Consider the following 19,158-nt stretch of genomic DNA (forward strand, 5'->3'; position numbering starts at 1 on the left):
TAAAATTCAACTTTACTACAATGATTATCAATATAATAAATGTTAACATAAATTCTTTAACATAACGTTATGATGTAGTAATGATGTATCGTAATTATATAAAAAATGATATTGAAAAATATAAATTCTCTAAAAAATAAAACCAAATCTTACAGACTTAATAAAAACTTTGACAGGTTTTCGTCCTGAGTAAGGTTTAGCTTCTTTCTGAGGCGATATCTATGCAGTTCTACGCCTCTAAAAGAGATATTCATCATAGGAGCAATTTCTTTAGAAGAAAGATTCATTTTAAGATAAACACAAAGCTTTATATCCTTTGGAGTCAATTGCGGATATTTCTTAGAAAGATTAATAATAAACTCGTTGTGAATTTGATTCAAATTGGTTTCAAAAGTTTCCCACTCGTGTTTATTTACTTCATTAATCTTAATTGCTTTTCTAATTTCGTTTTTCAGTTTACCGAAATCTTTCTCCGTTTCTAAAATTCCTTGAATCTTATCAATCATTTCTGTTTGCTTTGCAATTGATAAAGATTTTCCAGCTACTTCCGAAGATTTGGCTTGCAATTCTAATTCTAAGATGTGTTTTTCGTATTCTTGAATATTGAGTTCGTTTTCTTTCTTCAATTCCATCTCAAGAATTTCTCTCTGATGTTTTAATTCCTCGCCTTGTAATTTTAGTTTTTGCATATAGCGAAGTTTATTCCATTTATAATAGAAAAATAAAACAGCACCAACAACAAGAAAATAAAGCAGAATCATCCAAAAAGAAAAATACCATGGCTCGGCAACTTTAAATTTATAAAATGAAACTTTATCATAAGTTGCTCCATCATGTTTGAATATTTCTACAGAATGATAACCGCTGCTTAAATTATTCAAAACGATCAATCCGTCTGAAATTGGAAAAAACTCTTTTTCTTTATCAAGTTTGTAAAATAGATTTGGTCTACTTGCTCCGTAAATTCCAGAAATGACATTAATTCTTAATTCTGTATTAAATTTAATTTTCTCATCAATCGGAACTAAAGCATCATTACTAAACGCTTCAATTTTTACTCCAGAATTTTGTTTGTTTTCGTATTGAAGTTTAAGCGAAACAAATCCGTCATCGAGATTGAATAAATAATAATTGTCTTTTTTGAAAATTCTAAGATTCTCATTAATCAATTTTCCTTTATAATATTTCTCCTGAATAATATTCCAGACAAACTTGCTGCCTTGTGCATAAATATGATATAAGATTCCGTTTTGCAAAACCATAAAATGATCCTCATCTATAGAAACGACATCGGTAACATTTTTGAAATTGGTATTAAACAATTCATTTTCTTCCAGCCTTCCTGAAATAGAATTATAGGTATACCAAGAATTATTAATTAGAAAAAGTATTTCTTTTCTAAACTCAAAAATCTTTATTCCAAAATCATTTTGATTTTTACTTTGCTGCGTAACATTTTCAACTTTTAGCGTGTTGTAATTATCATCCAGCAGAACACGATATAAACCACGATAATTATCGGCCGCCCAAATTTCATTTTTCTTATTTTGAGCTACATATTTAATAGGCTTTGCAAGTTCTTTTATGATTTTATAATGAGACATGTTCGAAGGATCATCATAAACCAAAATTCCGCTGTAAGTCGACTGAAAATACGTATCATTGATGCTACTTTTAGACATGTTCCATCCTCCGCTAACACCATTTATCTTGGTCAAAGCATTATTTTCATATGAAAAAGTACCATCATTGTGACCTATAATATATTTTCCATCAATTAAAGAAATATTCCAGCCCTGCCCTTGCGTATTTGGCATCATATTAAATTTTCCTGCACTGTATTCAAAAATACCGTGATTGGAAGCGATCAAATAACCTTTATTAATGGAAGCAACTGCGTAAACCGATCCCAAAAGTCCAGAATTGTCGTAAAAGAAAGAAATTGGAGAATTCACCTCAACATGCGCGATTCCATTATCCAAACCAACCCATAAATCGTTTTCTTTATCCAATCCTAAACTCAAAACCGAATTATTCATGAGAACATTATCGCGTTCAATATTTTTGAATGAATTGGTTTTTAAATCTAAAATGAAAATACCGCGATTTCCAGTTCCGAAAATTAATTTTTCGTTTTTGACAAATTTCGCCACATTAATTGTAGCCGATTTTAAAATTTCATTTATTGGATTATCCCAACTTCTAAGTCCATTTTTTTCTACAATAAAAACACCTTTTTTCTGAGTGAAGATATAAGTTTGATTTTTATATTTTTCTATCGCGTGAACAACGGTATTTTTCAAAACATTCCATCCTTTTGGATTGGCAATATGTTTACCATTCATTTTATAAATTCCGTCCCTAACAGAAGCAACATATAAATCTTTATCTACACCAAAACAATACGAAATAAGAAATGGAAATTTAATTTTCTTTATCGTTTTTCCATTATAAATAAAAACATCGTTAAAAGATTGAAAATAAAGCGAACCGTTAAATCTGAATATTTTCCAGATTTCTTCGTTGTCTTTCTCGTCAAATAATCTTAGGTTTTTGGTAATAGAGACATAATGCATCGTTCCATCTTTTCTGTACCAATAACCAAATTCTTTATAAGAGCCAGAATATATTTTATCGCCTTCAATCAGAATAGATCTAATGATGGTTTTGTTCGGAAGTGTATATTTTTCCCATTTTACTCCGTCGTAGCGAAGCAAATAATGATTATTGGCAAAATACATCGCATTATCATTTCCTTGAGCCACATTCCAGATCTGATTATCTCCCTGATAATCTGATTTGCTGTAATTTTCGACAAATGGAAGTAATTCTTGTGCTTGAAGTTGTAAAGCGATGAAAAAGAAGAAAACTGATTTAAAAAGTATCGATTTCAAGATATTCGTTTTTAAACCCAAAGATACTCACAAATATTTGTTTTTAGGGCAAAAAAAACTCCTCAAGCTTGAGGAGTTTCTTCTGATAGTATTTTGAAATTAATTTTCAAGCAATTGATAAACCTGATTGGCAATTTCATATTCCTCATCCGTAGGAACAACCAAAACTTTTACAATTGAATTTTCTGAATTGATTTCTCTTAATTCTTTAGAACGAATTTGATTTTTTGCTGCGTCGATTTCAATTCCAAAATAATCCATATCGGTACAGATTAAATTACGCATGAAAGAAGAATTCTCTCCAATTCCTGCAGTAAAAACAATTGCGTTCAATCCGTTTAAAGCTGCGGCGTAAGCACCAATTGTTTTTCTAATTCTATAAGCATTCATTTGTAATGCCAACTGACAATCTTTGTTGCCTTTTTCTGCCTCAGATTCGATATCTCGTAAGTCGCTGTAACCCGTAAGCCCAAGCATACCGCTTTGTTTCAGCAAAACAGCATTTACCTCATCTGGAGTATATCCTAAGTTTTTAATCATATAAAACACAACAGATTGATCAATATCACCCGCACGAGTTCCCATAATTAAACCATTTGAAGGCGAAAATCCCATTGAAGTATCAATACATTTTCCGTCTTTAATAGCGGCCATACTACAGCCATTTCCTAAGTGGATTGTAATTATTTTTGAATTGTCTTTTAAATAATTAATTGCTTTTTCAGAAACATATTTATGGCTCGTTCCGTGAAAACCGTAAACACGAACTTTATTTTCTGTTAAAAGATAATTTGGAATAGCATATTTATACGCCACTTCAGGCATTGTCTGATGAAAAGCGGTATCAAAAACAGCAATTTGTTCTGCTGAACTGAAAATTTCTTCTGCCACATTAATCCCTTCTAAATTTGCCGGATTATGCAAAGGCGCCAATTCAAAAAGCTGTTTGATTTTTTCTTTTACTTTATCATCAATTTTTACTGTGGCGCTAAAATCGCTTCCTCCATGCACAACGCGATGTCCAACAGCCGCAATCTCTGAAGTTGATTTAATTACCCCTTTTTCGGCATCTAAAAGCATATTCGCCACTTTCTGCAAACCTACTTTATGATTTGGAATAGGAAGTGTTTCTTCGCGAGAAGCTGTTGCTGTTTTAAAAGTGACATTTGAAGTTTCTAAACCAATTCTATCAATCATTCCAGAACAAATTACTTCGTTTTCTGGCATTATCATTAATTGGTATTTAATTGAAGAACTTCCTGAGTTTATTATTAGTATTTTCATTTTTATTTAAAGGTGCTAAGATGCTAAGTTTCTAAGGTGCTGAGTTTTATTTAAAGACTCAAAACTTTTTTAAGGCAAAATATAATTCACAATTATATTACATTCCTTGGGCTTGAATTGCTGTAATAACTACTGTATTAATAATATCATCAACTGTACAACCACGACTTAAGTCGTTTACAGGTTTGTTTAAACCTTGTAACATTGGTCCGATTGCCAAAGCTCCAGTTTCTCTTTGAACAGCTTTGTAAGTGTTATTTCCTGTATTCAAATCAGGGAAAATCAATACGCTTGCTTGTCCTGCCACTTCAGAATCTGGCATTTTACTTTTTCCAACGCTTAAGTCAACTGCAGCGTCGTACTGAATTGGCCCTTCGATTTTTAAATCTGGTCTTTTCTCTTTTACAATTGCCGTAGCTGCTCTTACTTTATCAACCTCATCACCTTTTCCTGATGATCCAGAAGAATAAGAAAGCATGGCAATTTTGGGCTCGATTCCGAAAGCTAAACTTGATTCTGCAGAAGAAATCGCAATTTCTGCCAATTGTTCAGCCGTTGGATTTGGATTAATGGCACAATCTCCAAAAACTGAAACTCTATCTTCTAAACACATGAAAAACACGGAAGAAACTACAGATGAATTTGGTTTTGTTTTAATGAATTGCAATGCTGGTAAAATTGTATGTTGTGTAGTATGCGCTGCGCCGGAAACCATTCCGTCTGCATGACCTTTGTACACCATCATAGTTCCGAAATACGAAACGTCTTCCATTAAATCTCTTGCCATTGTGATACTTACGTTTTTCGCTTTTCTAAGCTCGTAGTATGTATTCGCATAATCTTCATACATTTCAGATTCAATCGGATTGATGATGTTTACTTTAGAAAAATCAAATGTAAGTCCAAGTTCTGCAACTTTACTTTCAATTTGTTTTTTGTCTCCAATAATAGAAATATCAACCACATCCATATCTAACAATCTTGATGCTGCAGCAATAATTCTGTCATCATTTCCTTCTGGCAGTACAATATGTTTTCTATGCTGTTTAGCTCTTTTAACCATATTGTATTGAAACATTTTTGGTGTCATACCTTCAGCTACAAAAGTGATTACTCTTTGCGACAACGCTTCGATTTCAACATACTTTTCAAAAGTATTGATCGATGTTTCAATTTTATGAGTGTTATTAGCGTAAATCTCCGATTTTATCGAACCAATTTTATTCGTAATATGATATGTTCCGCCATCAACAGCAATAATCGGGACAATTGCAGAAAGTCCTTCAATAAGCTTTAAAATACTTTCTTCTGGAACAATATTTCCTGTCAGGATAATTCCCGAAATAGTCGGATAATTTGCTGATTCATTAGCTTGTAAAGCTCCCAAAATAATATCCGAACGGTCTCCTGGAGTAATTACTAAAGCATTGTCATGCAAATGAACTAGATAATTATGCAATTGCATCGCTCCAACGCTATAATGCCCAATTTCGTTGTTCAGATAATTTTCACCGAAAAGAACTTTAGCATTCAATTCGTGTACAATTTCCTGCATCGTCGGATTATTCAAACTCGAAATAAGCGGAATTGTATTTATCAAAACATTTGATGGCAAACTCTTTTGCAAACTAGTCGTAACTAATTCAATATTTTCTGGTTGCACTTTATTAGCAAAAACTGACAAAACTTCAACTTCTTTTACTTTGAAAGAATCGTAAACCAAATATAAACTGTCTAAAAGTTCTTCTAAAGTTTTACCAACTCCAGAACCCACAATTATGGTCGGAATTCCAAGGTTTTTAGCAATTAAAACGTTCAAATCCAATTCGATTGAAGTTCCTTCTCCAGTAAAGCTTGTTCCTTCAACCAAAACGAAATCAAAGCGTTCTTCGAGCTTTTTATATTTTTCGATGATTAAATCGAGAACCTCTCCTATTTTACCTTTGTTCTTTTTTTTGATTAATTGGCTTTTGGTAATAGCATAGGCATCTTTAAACTGAATATCAAGGTTGAAATACGACAAAACAGTTTCAATATGATTGTCTACTTCACCATCGACAAAATCTTCGATTATAGGTCTAAAATATCCTACTTTGGCTGTTTTACCAATTAAGATACTCATCAAGCCGAGCGTGATAATTGATTTACCACTATTATGGTCGCTAGTGGCTATATATATTGCTTTACTCATAATTATTTATATTTATTCTAAATAACAAATTTATACAAAATCACATTCTTCTAAAACAAAACAAACGTTAAAACCAACGTCGTTTTTTAAAATAAATGATTAGGGCTATTACCAGCAAAAACATTACGCCCATGACTACAAAATAGCCGTTTTGCATTTTGAGTTCTGGCATGTTTTCAAAGTTCATTCCGTAGACTCCAACGATAAAAGTAAGCGGAATAAATATCGCTGAAATGATCGTCAGCGTTTTCATGATTTCATTCATTTTTCGGCTTTGCTCCGAAAAATAGAAATTGGATGCACTTTCTAAAGCACTCATATCTGATTCTATCTGATCTAACAGTTCTAAACTTTTTTGATGCAATCTGATAAAGAAATTGAACGTTTCTTTCTGAATTAATCCATTATCTTCATCGTCGTCTTTTTTCGTTTTCAGATAATAAAGCGAATCTCGAAGCGGGACAATGGAACGTTTTAGAAAATTTAGATTATCCCGATGATTTTCAATTTTTTCTAAAATAACTGGTTTAGCATCTTTTTTAGTCAAATTGATTAAGTCTTCGATTTTATCTTCTTCATCTTCCAATGTAATATAGAAATTCTCCATTACAGCGTCTAAAAGCAAATACAAGAGATAATCTACCTTTTTGGTTCTAACAATTCCTGCATGTGTACGCAAACGCTCGCGAATGTGTGTAAAGAAGTCGCTTCGTTTTTCTTGAAAGGAAATCAAGATTCCGTCTTTCAAAATAAAACTTAATTGCTCAACGCTAATATTATCTGAATACTCAGAAGGAAGAAGTGATTTTATATTAAAGAACAAAACATCTTGCTGTTCTTCTAATTTCGTTCTTTTTGTAGTGTTTAAAATATCGGCAAGAAGAAAATCATCTAATTTAAAATGTGAGCCGATCGTTTTAATAAGATTGATATCATTAAGCCCATGAATATTGAGCCAATTGTTTTTAGTGTAATCAAAACAAGAATTTAAAGCTAAGACCGTAAACTTATCGTATTCGACAACATCAGCATCATTATATACAAAAAGTTGCATCTCTGTTTCGTGATCTTTATGCGTGCCAGTGTACTCTAAAGTAATGTGTTGCAGTTTGCGCCCTTTCTTGTATTTAATCTTTCTCATTCATGAAAATTTACAATAGTAATATTACGAAAAAGAATCCGAACAGGAAATGACAATTATCAGTTTGTGGAAATCCCATAAGAAGACGTACGACAGTAGATCTCTACAAATTATTAGGCATAAAAAAACCGAGCCATTTCTGACTCGGTTTTTATATTCAATAAAAGAGTAAATTATTTTACGTCCATTAATAATGCACTAATGAAAATAGAAATTAATAAAAAGTACCTGCCAGGATTACGCGCAGATACTGATCTTCACGCAGGCGGCTTGTTTTTTTGTATAATCTACCAAAATCAGCTGGAGTTCTTTGAGAATGGTAAAGTTGAGCTAACAAAAAGATTTTTTACGCCAATGCATTGGAATGGTACAAAAAAAAGTAATTGTCTGTTAGAATATCAATACAAAAGCTTCAGAGCAATCTGAGGCTTTTTTTTTAATTTTACTTGTCAGAAGTCTCATACTGTTAGTTCAAAATCCTGTTTCTGTCTATTATAAAATTAAACTTATTGCAAATCAAATTTTGGTATTCTGAACTTATTTATAAAACACTACGAATTATTATATTTAGATTATGCTTTTAGAAAAATTACTTGACGAGTTTAATGTAGACACCAATATTTTTACTGAAGAGGAGTCTGATATATATGATAACTATTTTGAACAAATATTGGTCAAAAAGAACAACTTTCTAATTAAAGAGGGTGAAACAGAAAATTACAGCTATTTTGTTTTTGATGGCATGTTGCGCTGCTGGCTATTAAATAATAAAGGAGAAGAGCAAACTTTTTGGTTCTGTAAGCCAGGAACATTTTCCATGTCAAACATATCATTTACATTACAGGAAAGTTCGGCTTTTAATGTGCAGGCTATCGTAGATTGTGTTATTTATAGAATCAGCAAAGAACAGGCAGCAGAACTATATGCTTCTATTCCAAGGATAAAACCAATATTTGGCGACTTGACTGCTATATTATTGAATAGAATATTGAAAAGAAATATTGAAAAGAAATATTGACATAATCAAAAACTCGCCCGAGCAGTATTATCTGCAGATGATTGATGAATATGGTACGGCTTTAAACCATATTCCGTTAAAAGATATAGCATCCTATTTGGGCATTACGCCACAAGCATTGAGCAGAATACGCAGACGCATTTTTTAACTTGGGTTCAGTGTTATCTATTTATTAGTTTGGAACTTTGCTCTTTTAAAATTTACAGTTATGATTAGAGAAATTACAGAGATGGATTATCCGCGATTAATGGAAATTTGGCAAAGTGCGGTACTGAACACACATGATTTTCTTAAAGAAACAGATTTTTTATACTACAAGGAAATGCTTCCTACCTACTTCAAACATGTTGACTTATTTGGATTTGAGAAAGATGGAGAATTAATTGGTTTTATGGGAACTTCTGAAGAAAATATTGAAATGCTGTTTATTGATAATGATTTTCGAGGAATCGGAATAGGAAAAAAATTGATTGCATTCGCAATAACCAATTTAAAAGCAAGTAAAGTTGATGTGAATGAGCAGAATACGCAAGCAGTTGGCTTCTACAAATATATGGGCTTCAAAATAGTAAAAAGATCAGCGTTTGATGAAAAAGGCAGAGAATATCCTATACTTCATATGAAATTATAATTTGCATTTTAAAGAAATCTTATTGTTCAAAAAGAATAGAATCGATACCTTACTGCTACAAAAAATATAGCGAATTTTTATTCCTCTTTCACCTATTCTAAGTTTTGTTGCAAAATCGTGGCACTTGCAGTTTTATAGAAAAAAAACATAGCAAAATCAATGGTTGTGGCCTTAAAGTTCGAAACTACTAAAGACATATTTGTTTTGCTTAAAACAAAGCATCTGCCTGTAATAACTGATTACAGGCAGATGCATTATAAACAGCCGATGACAAAAATACTCTAAAGTAATATGTGTCTGGAATTTGTTTCCAGCTGGCTCCATTAAGTGGTTCGAATTCTGTTCCGTCAAGGTCTGAATCTTAAGATTTAAACGTCCCGCGATTCTGTCCTTCACAGGAATTTTAAGCTGTAATCCTGAATTTCTAACGCTTATAAATTTTCCAAATCTTTCTATAATTACAGAAGCCTGTTGCTTTACTGTAAAGAAGGAAGACATGAAAATAAAAAAAAGCTATTACAAAAAAGATAATTAAAATTGGGGTCATGGTGATATTAATTTTTAAAAATACAAATAAATAAATCAGTTTTTTTAATAAGTATTAAATTACTTTCGTGCTTTTAACATTTAATTATTTATAATGAATTCTAAAAGCTTTTTGTTTCCAATCATTGGAATTGGAATTTTATTCTCAGGTTGTGTTGAGAAAGGGGAGTTACGATGCATACTTCCTGCGACTACTGTTAGTAGTAACTCACCAATTATTTCCAATGATCCAATTATTTTAAAGACACCTAAAATTGAGGGAGCAACTTATCACTGGACTGGGCCAAATGGTTTCGAATCAAATGTTCAGAATCCAACTATTTCTAATTCTACAGTAGACATGTCTGGCGAGTATAAGCTTGTAACTTCTATTGGAATTTGTAAAACAGAAGAATTAACAACAGAAGTTACCGTAATAAAGAATGTTACAACATGTGCTATTAATAATTATGAAATGACTTTTGTAAATTCCCCGTTTACAAAACAAACATTTTTTCCTCACTATACTGACGGACATGGTACTCCAGAGAATAGTTATACTTTGAATGCAGGTAATCTTGATCTTAATTTAAATGTGTTTTTTAAAGGAAATGATATTCCTAAAACAGGTAATTATACAATAGTAAATTCAGCTACCGCTCTCTCTGCGAATACAGTTCATGTTGATTTTAACTGGCATTCCATTTTATATTATCAAGCTATATCTGGCGATGTGTCTGTTTCTTTTTCTAATGGAAAATTTATGGTTACTTTTTGTGATGTACCTTTTTCAAATGTAAAGAGTACCAATAATCAAAAAGAGTTTACAGCATCGGCGAAGTTTACTGAACACTAGTTTAACCAATTAAAATGATAATAATGAAGAATTTATTTTTTTTAGTATTCTTTTTTAGCTTGAATTCTTATTCTCAAAATTCTTTCATTCTAAAAAAAGATGGAACTAAAATAGAAATATCTGATAAGTTTGATGACTTTGAGGTCATAAATATCGATAAGAGAATTTCATATGTAATTCCAGGAAAAACATGGGAAAAGTACATAACATACAAAGATTTAGATTATGCCTCTTTTGGACCATATGTTTTTAAATCTTTTATAATTAATAAGAAACAAAAAGGTTATTTTGTTTTAGCCGAGGATGTAGATAAACGATTAGTTTGTCTCGTTACTACAGTAACAACAAAACAAGGTAAAAGTCTTTATTCTACAATAACTTATTATGATATTTTGGTTTTAGATTTAAATAATAATATTATTGAAACTCTTGAATTTAAAGGAACTAACAAAAGCTTAGGTCATGTTGAATTAAGAAAGAAGGTGCCAGAATTGATTAAAAGAAATTTTAAAAACTGCCCAAAAGTTATTGAACGAATGGAATCTTTTAATACTAATGACGAATATTTTATGGATATTCTTGGCTTTTTTGATTCACCTATTTATTTAAAATGCAACTAATATTTACATTACAATTATGATACAAAAATTACATTTATTTATTTTACTTTTTATTACTATTTCTATGCATGCGCAAGTTCCTCGCGGATTTTCTTTTGGTGTAGGAATGAATCAGACCATGCTTGATTCCAAAGATTTACTTGCAGATCCTAATATAAGTTATAATGCAGGACTTACTTTTAATACGGGATATCACGAAAGTTTTAATTATGAAATTACTACTTTAATAAGTGGTAATGCATTAAAATTAGACTACGTAGATTCTGAGGCTTTAACTGTTCGTCAAGCAAAATATATTTTACACAGCTTTGATGCTGGTTTTAGTATGAATTATTATATCATAACTCCTGATGAAGATAAATTTTATTTTGGCCCTTCAGCAGGTGTTTATGTTTCTGTAAATACTGGCCAGCTTGATGCTAAGGAAGATGCAAATGATCAATATTATTTGCCTTATAGGCTTACTGAAAACAGTTTGGCAGATATTAATAAATTAAATTATGGAGTCTCTTTCGGATTAACTGGGGGTTACAACAAATTTAGACTTGCTTTGAAATACAATATGGGACTCTCTAATTTATTAAGTGATGTTCAAACAGACAGTTACTCTCAAACAAATACTTATACGGGACCTTCTTTAGAAGGTAAGCTGCATACCGTTTCTCTAATCTTATATTATAAAATTTTTAGATAGCAAAAAAAGCTCCCAAAATTTGAACTGATCTTCTCTTTTTCTCAGTTAAGTGGTTAAATTATAAAAACACCTAATCTGTAGCACTACCAAAAATGGTCGGAATTTCTTCCGACCATGACTGCCAAATTGGACCTTTTTTTTAATCTTTAAATAAAAGAACTTTATAATATTCTTTGTTATCAGTTTCTACCAGCCATATTCCTTGATTAGAAAAAATGGTTTCAAAATAAACTGCATTTCCTTTACTCGGAATTGTTTTTAAATAGTTATCCATTGCTGGGCTAAGATCCATCGCAACAAATGAAACAGGTGAAAATGCTTTGTTCTTCAAATCCCTTTTATCATAAGTATTATTTATAAACGCTCTAGTTCTAGCAAAACTTGTTGTATTATTAAAATCTACTCTATTCATTTTTAAAACATTACCAGATGTTTTATCAACAATTGCATAATTGGAAAATTCAGTCGCTTCATTTACAGAATTAGTAAAAAGGAGTTTTCCATTGTATTCAAACAAATTAAGATTAAAGTATAAACCGCAACATAAACCTTCAAAATATTTATCCTTCATAGGATTAATAGATTCCCATATTTTATTTCCGTCTTTATCAAACTTAAAAATATAAAATCCAACAGGGTCAAAACCTTTATGAATTTTAGATTTTTTATTGGTATAGATTCCATAAACATACATATCACCATTCTTAGAATCTTCGTAATAATTATTGACTGCCTGTACATCCCAAACAAAATTGTCAACATAACCAGCGCCACAGGAAGATAAAACAAAAAAGTTGTCTTTTAAATTTAATTTCAGTGCTACATCTTTTATCTTCTTACCTTGTATATCATAAGTAGTTTTATAAATAGTAGTTTCATTCTGTTCTTTTGAAACTGATTTTGTCACCATATCAAAGGTATTATTTGCTTGTAGCTTACAACTAAAAGTCACTCCATCCGTTGATTCTACAAATGAATTTCCTTTTAACAAATCTAATTTAGGGGTTTCTAATTTTACTCTATTTTTTTGCTTTGATTTTAGATCAAAAACCTCTAGAAAAACTTCATCTTTCTCAAAATTAATCTTTTCCTTACCTTTCTGATTTGTAAAACCTAAATCATAGGAGTCATTAAAAGAATTAAAAAAAAGAGTACGAGAATATCCATTAAAAAAAAATCCATTATCATTATTTAAAAGTCCAAAATAACTGGAATTAATATTTTTAATTTCATCATTTGTAAAACTGTTTGTGTAAACATTGTTTAGATAATATTTCCTATCTGATGTAACCGATATTTTACTACCTCCAAATGCTTTAAAAGAATTTTCAGTTAAAGAAAATGTACAATTTGCCAATTTTTCATTTTCAAACAAAATAGTTCTAGTTCCACTTTCATCAAAACTATAAGCAGATTTTGTCATAAAGAAAATGGTTTCAGATGTGACCGCAAATAGTGGTAATGTCTCTCCTTTAAAAATTACAAGCTTTTTAGAGTTAGGAAGATATCTATATGCTATAGGTTCATTCCTCTTCTCATATTTTTCCTCAACAATCACAGTTTGAGCTGATAAATAAACAGAAGAAAATAAGGCAATACTAAAAAGTATTCTTTTCATAAATTTTATTTTTGGTTAAATTTCGATTCAAAAGTAAAGAAATCCCCATTGTATCGATAAAAAAAGCTTTCATTTCTGAAAGCTTTCGCTGTTATTGAAATAATATTTTACAAAGAGCTGGCTTTTATCCTTACGATTTTTCCGTCCAAATTAGTATTACAATTTCAGATTATCCTTTCGATATTTCCTCTTGGAAATTAGAGGTGAAATACCTCATTCTCTGTGAATAAACCACAAATTATTATACTAACCTAAGATTCCAAAAAGGTTTGTTTGATAACATTAGCGCAACTCATTTTTCTTTAGTAATTATGCATAATATAAGAGTTTGAAATTGAGTATTTTACTGAAATAAATCTTAATAACATACTTTAAATATTCCCGTATTCTATCTCACCTCTTAAGGATCATCAATAGTACTAACCTAGAAAATGTAATAACAGACAATAACCAGCTCGTGCAATTGTGAAATTACTTTTCTTCTATATATCGTTGACATGGAAACCAAAATAGAAATGCTCAAGACTTTAACTGAAATACGTGATTGGTTTGGAATACCCGCCGAAGGACCTTTGTGCGAAGATTTTATGATTCAGGAAATAGATCTGTCAAATCAAAATAAACTGCTTAAAGCAGCTAATCCGTACAGAGCAAACTTCTTTACCATATTCATCATTTATGAAGGGAGAGCAACACATCTTTACAATAATCAAGAAATGCATTTGGAATCGTCAAGTATCTTTATAACGACGCCTGGACATTTTCGTAATTACACGATAGACCATATTTCCAAGGCGTATTTTATATGCTTTACTGAAAATTTTCTTGCTAAGCACTGCATTAGTAACATCTATAATGAGTTTCCATTTTTATTATCAGATTCTTTTATGTACAGCATCGTTGACTCTGAAAATTACCAAGTAGTAAAAAGCAACATCGACCAGCTTAAGCACGAAACAAAAAAAGAAAATCAAAATATGATTCTTATCGGCAATATGGTAGAATTTCTGCTCATAAAAATTAACGAGCTTTTTCAAAATCAATCAAATTCGATGTCTGATAAAAATGTTAATTCAAGTGTAGTTAGCATATTCTATAAAGATCTGGACAAATATTTTGGTGAAATACTAAACGGCGAAAAGCCTAAGCAACTAAAAGCTGGTGATTTTGCTGCGAATCAATTTCTAAATGAGGACTATTTCTGTAGAATGATAAAAAACAAAACTGGCAGAACTCCAACTGCATGGATTAACAGCAAAATCTTAGGTGAGGTTAAAGTGCTATTGACTGAAACATCCATTCCAATTTCAGAAATAGGCAACTTATTTCAATTTGCCGACAGCCGTTCATTCAGCCGTTACTTTAAAAAACAGACTACAATGACACCTATGAATTATAGAAAAAGTTTACAGCAATCTCCTAATCTTTGAATTTTATAAATTAATGCCATTTTTAAGGTATAATGGTAATTTTCCTTTCTCATATCTTTGAATAATAAAAGTTCCCAATTCGCCAGATAACTTACCATAACCAATTTTTATAGCCATGATATCACAACCAACAAACCTCAGTACCTATAAAGATCAGATTGAGTTTTTAAAGCTTTCTTATCATGATTATATTGATAATGACGAATTTTCAATTGTAAAAGTGCACGAATGGGATCTGACTTTTCCATTTAACTCCCCGACATTCAGGTCGGATTATTACAGTTTCACCATTGTCACCAATGCAAATGGAAGTTTTACTGTAGGAGATGATATTTTTGAACTGCATCCTAATCATATCGTAGTGGCCTGTCCTGATTCTTATTTTAAAATCCATTGGACAGATATGGAAAAAGTTTACAATATAGCGTTCAAGAAATCGTTCATTTTAAAACACTTTCCTGGTGGAATCGATAATATTATGGAATTCAATACTACGAACGGCTATTGTTGCTGTGTCACTCAAGATACCATGAATTATTTTGAACAAACCTGTATTGAAATGCATAAAATAGCAACTTCAGATTTATGCTATAAAAATGATTTAATGGCAAACTTGACACTAAATCTTTTATTTTTTGTGCAATTGGAAAAAGAGAATGAACCAGAATTCAAAATAAATAACGAAAAAAACAATAAAATTGTAATCGACTTTCGCCAAAATATTGAAAATAATTTTAACAAACTTTCTCAAGGTAAATGCATTTCGGTGATGCGCATCAAAGAGCACGCCCAGCTGTTGAATCTGGATGAGAATTATTTATCCAAAACCATAAGCAACATCACAAAAAAAACGGTTAACGAATGGGTTAACAAAAAACTTGTCGATGAGATCAAATACCTGCTGAAACATTCTGAAAAATCGATGAAGGATATTGCTTTTCTATACGGTTTTAATGATCTGAACTATTTTTACAGCTTTTTCAAAACGCAAACCCAATCTGCTCCAGGGATATACAGAAAAATGCATCAAAATACCTAATTCCATAGAAAGGATACTGCCTTTATCAGAATATGCCAATTTAAGGATTTTACAATCATGAGTACAATTAAAAAAAAGGAAACATACGAACTCTATGATAATGTTAGAGTAATGGGAATCGATTACTCGGAAGGACATATGGGTGATGACGATTTTTCGCTGATCATTTCAAAAATACTGCACCCGAAAGAAAGACTTCCGTACACTTATTCACTATTCCGCTCTACCCTTTTTACCATTGGAATTGTTATTGATTCCTATGGGTCGATGAAGTATGAAGATACTACGGTCGAAATAAGACCTAACATGCTGTTTATGAACAAACCGGGAGATCTTCAGGAATTACGATGGGAAGAAGTAACAGAAACTTACGGTTTGCTGTTTTCAGAAGATTTTATTTTAAAATATGCAGGAATCTCTATCTATGAAGTATTCCCTTTCTTATTATTTGAAAGACATCTACCTCTGCATACATCAGCCGCATTCCAACAGGAGTTGAGAGCAATTATTTTGCTGATTCATCAGGAACTGAAAAAGGATTCACCGCTTAAGAAAAAATTATGCGCCAACCTTCTGACGAGGATTTTGCTTAAAATAAAACAAGAATTTTGGGTCGGCTACAGCGTTCATAACGTACAGTCAAAAAATCCTGACATCTTGAATGATTTTTTACAAAATCTGGAGTATCATTATGACCAGCTCCTAAAAGGAAAAGTAAAACAGATCCTTCATATAAAAGATTATGCTGAAATGCAGCAGCTTCATGAAAATTACTTATCCACCGTCCTAAAAGAAAAAACAGGTAAAACCGCCGGTCAATTAATTGCTGAAAAAACGCTTAGTACTGCAAAAATTTTAATTCAGGATTCTCAATACACCATGAAAGAAATTGCGTTCATGCTAGGGTTCAGCTATACCTCTTATTTTAGCATTTTTTTCAAAAAACATACTGGAATAACACCTTTAGATTACCGCAAACAAAGTTTGCTAGACTAATTTCCAAGCGCTATTTCGATTTTTGAGCCAGTTTTTCTTCCAGTTCTCTAATCGTATTTTCTAGTTTGGTAATATATTCTTTTTGGGGCTGAAAAGCCATTTCGACATCTTCTTTGGTAAAACGGGGTGTAATGTGCTGAGGGCAATTCCAATCGTATGCCTGAATTTCAAATACAAGCATTCTCTCAGGTCTGAACTTATAATCAGAAGGCTTTAGCTGATTGTATAATTCCTCGTTGTCTTTTAATTCAACCACCTTCGCATGGGCATAAATTTTTAGCCTAGCTCTTTGCGGATACGACATCAGAAATAAAGCCACTTTATTGTTATTTGAAATATTCCCTAACGAAATATATTGTCTGTTTCCTGAAAAATCTACAATGCCGATTGTTTTGTCATCAATAACTTTGATAAAACCAGTTGGTCCTCCTCGATGCTGTATGTAAGGATATTCATTCTCACCATAACTGGCCATATAAAAGCTGTCTCTTTCAGAAATAAATCCGATTTCATTTTCTGTAAGTCCATCAACTATAGATCTCTTTTCCATATTTTCATACGCTGATCTGCTTCCATTTTCTTCCTGAAGCTTTTTTATGGCGTCCGTAAATGCTAGTTTTTGATAGTTCATAATCTAAATTTTACACAGATTAAAGTTATTAGAGATTTTAAATTTTTCTTCGGCTAATGATATAATGGTCAATCGAATATTTACCTGCGCCAGTAAAGCAAATTAGTAAAAAACAAAGACTGTAAATTAGAGGCGTATCTTTTACTAATATTGGATCATTAAAATGCACTACAAAATAACCTGTCAGTGTAACGGCTAAAATTGGTAAAGCTGCTAAACGGGTCATTAAACCTGCTATTATAAAAAGGGGCATTACAAGATTGGCCGCTGTGGCAAAAACTTGATTGAAAGCATCAGGCAGGCCTAAAGGATTTGGAACAACTTCTGCTAATTCAGTCCCAATGCCGATTTTTTTTAATCCATGCGCAAAAATAAGTTCCAAAGAAACGGCAATCCTAAAAAAGAGCAGAACAAAGTTATTCAATCTGGTTCCAACATTTGAATATAGCAGTGAAAAAAAAATATGTATCATAGTTTTTATTTTTAAAGTAACTTTTAATTTTATTGGCCTAGTTAAGTACAATTTCCAAAATCTCGATCCAGAACTTGACTTGTTAAAGGCCAATAAATTAAACTATTGAGTTGTACAATAAATTAGTGTTTAAGCATTGCTCGGCTGTATTGAACACCAATTCCATAAGATCCGCCGAATCTTTGAACCAAATCTGTAACAGCTGTATACGTTTCTGATCTTCCCCAGTCGCGTTGCAATTCTAATAAATACTGCATTGAAGTAATAGGTCTTGCTCCAGCCTGAACCATACGGGTTACAGCCTGATTGTGAGCTTCGTCTGATACATCCCCGCTTGCGTCAGTGATTACATAAACGGTATAGCCGTCATTTATAGCAGATAGCGCAGGTCCGACAATACAAACCGAAGTCCACAAACCTCCCATTACAATGGTTTTGTTTCCTTTGCTTACTACCTCTTTGTAAGCATTGGCATCTTCCCAGAAATTCATAGTGCTTCTGTCAAAATATTTCGTGCTCGATTTAGGATAAAACTCTTGAACTTCAGGAAAAACAGGGCCACTAAAAGACTGTTCTGCTACTGTTGTAATTACTGTAGCAACTTTAAAAATCTTTGACGCTCCTGCAACCATACCGGTATTTGTTCGAAGCTGATCTACAGGTATGTTACCAACTGCGAATGCCATCTGGCCTTCATGATCCACTAAAACCAATGTATGGTTTTTAGGAGTTAATAATTGCGGGCTTGGTTTTTGTGCGAATGCAGTCAGAGACGAAAGTACAACTGTTGCTGTTAAGAATAACTTTTTCATAATAGTTGAGATTTATTGATTAATTAAATTGGATTGATAGATAATTTCTTGGTGAGATTTTTAAAGTCTCCCAAAGCATTGATATTGTTATTTAACTTTTTTACTCAAAAAATTAATAATCAGCTTTGATACTTCTGAGTAGTGTTCTTCTAATGCAAAATGTCCTCCATTTACGAAATGAATTTCTGCACTTGGATTATCTTTTTTATAAGCATTTGCACCTGGTGCGGTAAAAAACTGGTCATTTTTACCCCAAACAATCAGCATAGGCGGCTGATATTTAGCAAAATACTGATGCCATTTTTC

General features: G+C 31.7%; 18 protein-coding genes and 1 pseudogene. 9 read left to right on the plus strand and 10 right to left on the minus strand.

Annotated features, from left to right (window positions below; genetic code table 11):
• Positions 1 to 149 precede the first annotated feature (149 nt).
• The 4 genes from ACE01P_RS06000 to corA form a co-directional block, all read right to left on the minus strand.
• Positions 150 to 2,894, minus strand: a complete 2,745-nt coding sequence (locus ACE01P_RS06000; RefSeq protein ID WP_379695287.1) for a LuxR C-terminal-related transcriptional regulator — start codon at positions 2,892 to 2,894, stop codon at positions 150 to 152.
• Between the two features lie 99 nt (positions 2,895 to 2,993).
• Positions 2,994 to 4,178: an acetate/propionate family kinase gene (locus ACE01P_RS06005; RefSeq protein ID WP_379695289.1), complete on the minus strand. Its 1,185-nt coding sequence runs from the start codon at positions 4,176 to 4,178 to the stop codon at positions 2,994 to 2,996.
• A 97-nt stretch (positions 4,179 to 4,275) separates the two neighbouring features.
• Positions 4,276 to 6,369, minus strand: coding sequence for a phosphate acetyltransferase (gene pta, locus ACE01P_RS06010; RefSeq protein ID WP_379695291.1), 2,094 nt, complete (start codon positions 6,367 to 6,369; stop codon positions 4,276 to 4,278).
• 67 nt (positions 6,370 to 6,436) lie between these two features.
• Positions 6,437 to 7,510, minus strand: a complete 1,074-nt coding sequence (gene corA / locus ACE01P_RS06015; protein ID WP_379695293.1) for a magnesium/cobalt transporter CorA — start codon at positions 7,508 to 7,510, stop codon at positions 6,437 to 6,439.
• Positions 7,511 to 7,711: 201 nt separating this feature from the next.
• Here corA and ACE01P_RS06020 point away from each other — a divergent pair, with 201 nt between their 5' ends.
• The 3 genes from ACE01P_RS06020 (at position 7,712) to ACE01P_RS06030 (ending at position 9,159) form a co-directional block, all read left to right on the plus strand.
• Complete coding sequence (locus tag ACE01P_RS06020) at positions 7,712 to 7,936, plus strand: hypothetical protein (RefSeq protein WP_379695295.1); 225 nt, start codon at positions 7,712 to 7,714, stop codon at positions 7,934 to 7,936.
• Between the two features lie 148 nt (positions 7,937 to 8,084).
• Positions 8,085 to 8,528 (plus strand): Crp/Fnr family transcriptional regulator, encoded by a 444-nt coding sequence (locus ACE01P_RS06025; protein ID WP_379695297.1) that lies wholly within the window; start codon positions 8,085 to 8,087, stop codon positions 8,526 to 8,528.
• Between the two features lie 208 nt (positions 8,529 to 8,736).
• On the plus strand, positions 8,737 to 9,159 hold the full coding sequence (locus ACE01P_RS06030; RefSeq protein WP_379695299.1) for a GNAT family N-acetyltransferase: 423 nt from the start codon (positions 8,737 to 8,739) through the stop codon (positions 9,157 to 9,159).
• A 348-nt stretch (positions 9,160 to 9,507) separates the two neighbouring features.
• Here ACE01P_RS06030 and ACE01P_RS06035 read toward each other — a convergent pair.
• Positions 9,508 to 9,706, minus strand: a pseudogene (locus ACE01P_RS06035) (SPFH domain-containing protein); the annotation flags it as partial.
• 93 nt (positions 9,707 to 9,799) lie between these two features.
• Here ACE01P_RS06035 and ACE01P_RS06040 point away from each other — a divergent pair.
• From ACE01P_RS06040 to ACE01P_RS06050, 3 genes are read left to right on the plus strand one after another with little or no spacing between them, the layout of a single operon-like run.
• The gene (locus tag ACE01P_RS06040; protein ID WP_379695301.1) at positions 9,800 to 10,540 is read left to right on the plus strand and encodes a hypothetical protein; all 741 of its coding nucleotides are present in this window, start codon (positions 9,800 to 9,802) and stop codon (positions 10,538 to 10,540) included.
• 23 nt (positions 10,541 to 10,563) lie between these two features.
• Complete coding sequence (locus tag ACE01P_RS06045) at positions 10,564 to 11,160, plus strand: hypothetical protein (protein ID WP_379695303.1); 597 nt, start codon at positions 10,564 to 10,566, stop codon at positions 11,158 to 11,160.
• A gap of 16 nt (positions 11,161 to 11,176) precedes the next feature.
• Entirely contained in the window at positions 11,177 to 11,854 is a 678-nt protein-coding gene (locus tag ACE01P_RS06050; RefSeq protein WP_379695305.1) for a hypothetical protein, read from the plus strand.
• A gap of 139 nt (positions 11,855 to 11,993) precedes the next feature.
• Here ACE01P_RS06050 and ACE01P_RS06055 read toward each other — a convergent pair whose 3' ends face one another.
• A complete protein-coding gene (locus tag ACE01P_RS06055; RefSeq protein WP_379695307.1) occupies positions 11,994 to 13,472 on the minus strand; it encodes a hypothetical protein in 1,479 nt (492 codons plus the stop codon).
• 497 nt (positions 13,473 to 13,969) lie between these two features.
• On the opposite strand from ACE01P_RS06055, the gene ACE01P_RS06060 reads away from it, so the two are divergent.
• The 3 genes from ACE01P_RS06060 to ACE01P_RS06070 all read left to right on the plus strand — a co-directional run bounded on the left by ACE01P_RS06060 (position 13,970) and on the right by ACE01P_RS06070 (position 16,937).
• Positions 13,970 to 14,902, plus strand: a complete 933-nt coding sequence (locus ACE01P_RS06060; protein ID WP_379695309.1) for a helix-turn-helix domain-containing protein — start codon at positions 13,970 to 13,972, stop codon at positions 14,900 to 14,902.
• Positions 14,903 to 15,017: 115 nt separating this feature from the next.
• On the plus strand, positions 15,018 to 15,941 hold the full coding sequence (locus ACE01P_RS06065; RefSeq protein WP_379695311.1) for a helix-turn-helix domain-containing protein: 924 nt from the start codon (positions 15,018 to 15,020) through the stop codon (positions 15,939 to 15,941).
• A 57-nt stretch (positions 15,942 to 15,998) separates the two neighbouring features.
• Positions 15,999 to 16,937: a helix-turn-helix domain-containing protein gene (locus tag ACE01P_RS06070; protein ID WP_379695313.1), complete on the plus strand. Its 939-nt coding sequence runs from the start codon at positions 15,999 to 16,001 to the stop codon at positions 16,935 to 16,937.
• A 10-nt stretch (positions 16,938 to 16,947) separates the two neighbouring features.
• On the opposite strand, the gene ACE01P_RS06075 is transcribed toward ACE01P_RS06070, so the two are convergent.
• From ACE01P_RS06075 to ACE01P_RS06090, 4 genes are all read right to left on the minus strand, one after another.
• Positions 16,948 to 17,568: a pyridoxamine 5'-phosphate oxidase family protein gene (locus ACE01P_RS06075; protein ID WP_379695315.1), complete on the minus strand. Its 621-nt coding sequence runs from the start codon at positions 17,566 to 17,568 to the stop codon at positions 16,948 to 16,950.
• 37 nt (positions 17,569 to 17,605) lie between these two features.
• Entirely contained in the window at positions 17,606 to 18,040 is a 435-nt protein-coding gene (locus ACE01P_RS06080) for a DoxX family protein (protein ID WP_379695317.1), read from the minus strand.
• Positions 18,041 to 18,162: 122 nt separating this feature from the next.
• A complete protein-coding gene (locus ACE01P_RS06085) occupies positions 18,163 to 18,852 on the minus strand; it encodes an isochorismatase family protein (RefSeq protein ID WP_379695319.1) in 690 nt (229 codons plus the stop codon).
• A gap of 87 nt (positions 18,853 to 18,939) precedes the next feature.
• Positions 18,940 to 19,158, minus strand: a 219-nt coding sequence (locus ACE01P_RS06090; protein WP_379695321.1) for an alpha/beta fold hydrolase, incomplete at its 5' end; no start/stop codon positions are given.

The organism is Flavobacterium sp. HJSW_4 (genome assembly GCF_042436695.1).
Taxonomy (GTDB): Bacteria; Bacteroidota; Bacteroidia; order Flavobacteriales; family Flavobacteriaceae; genus Flavobacterium.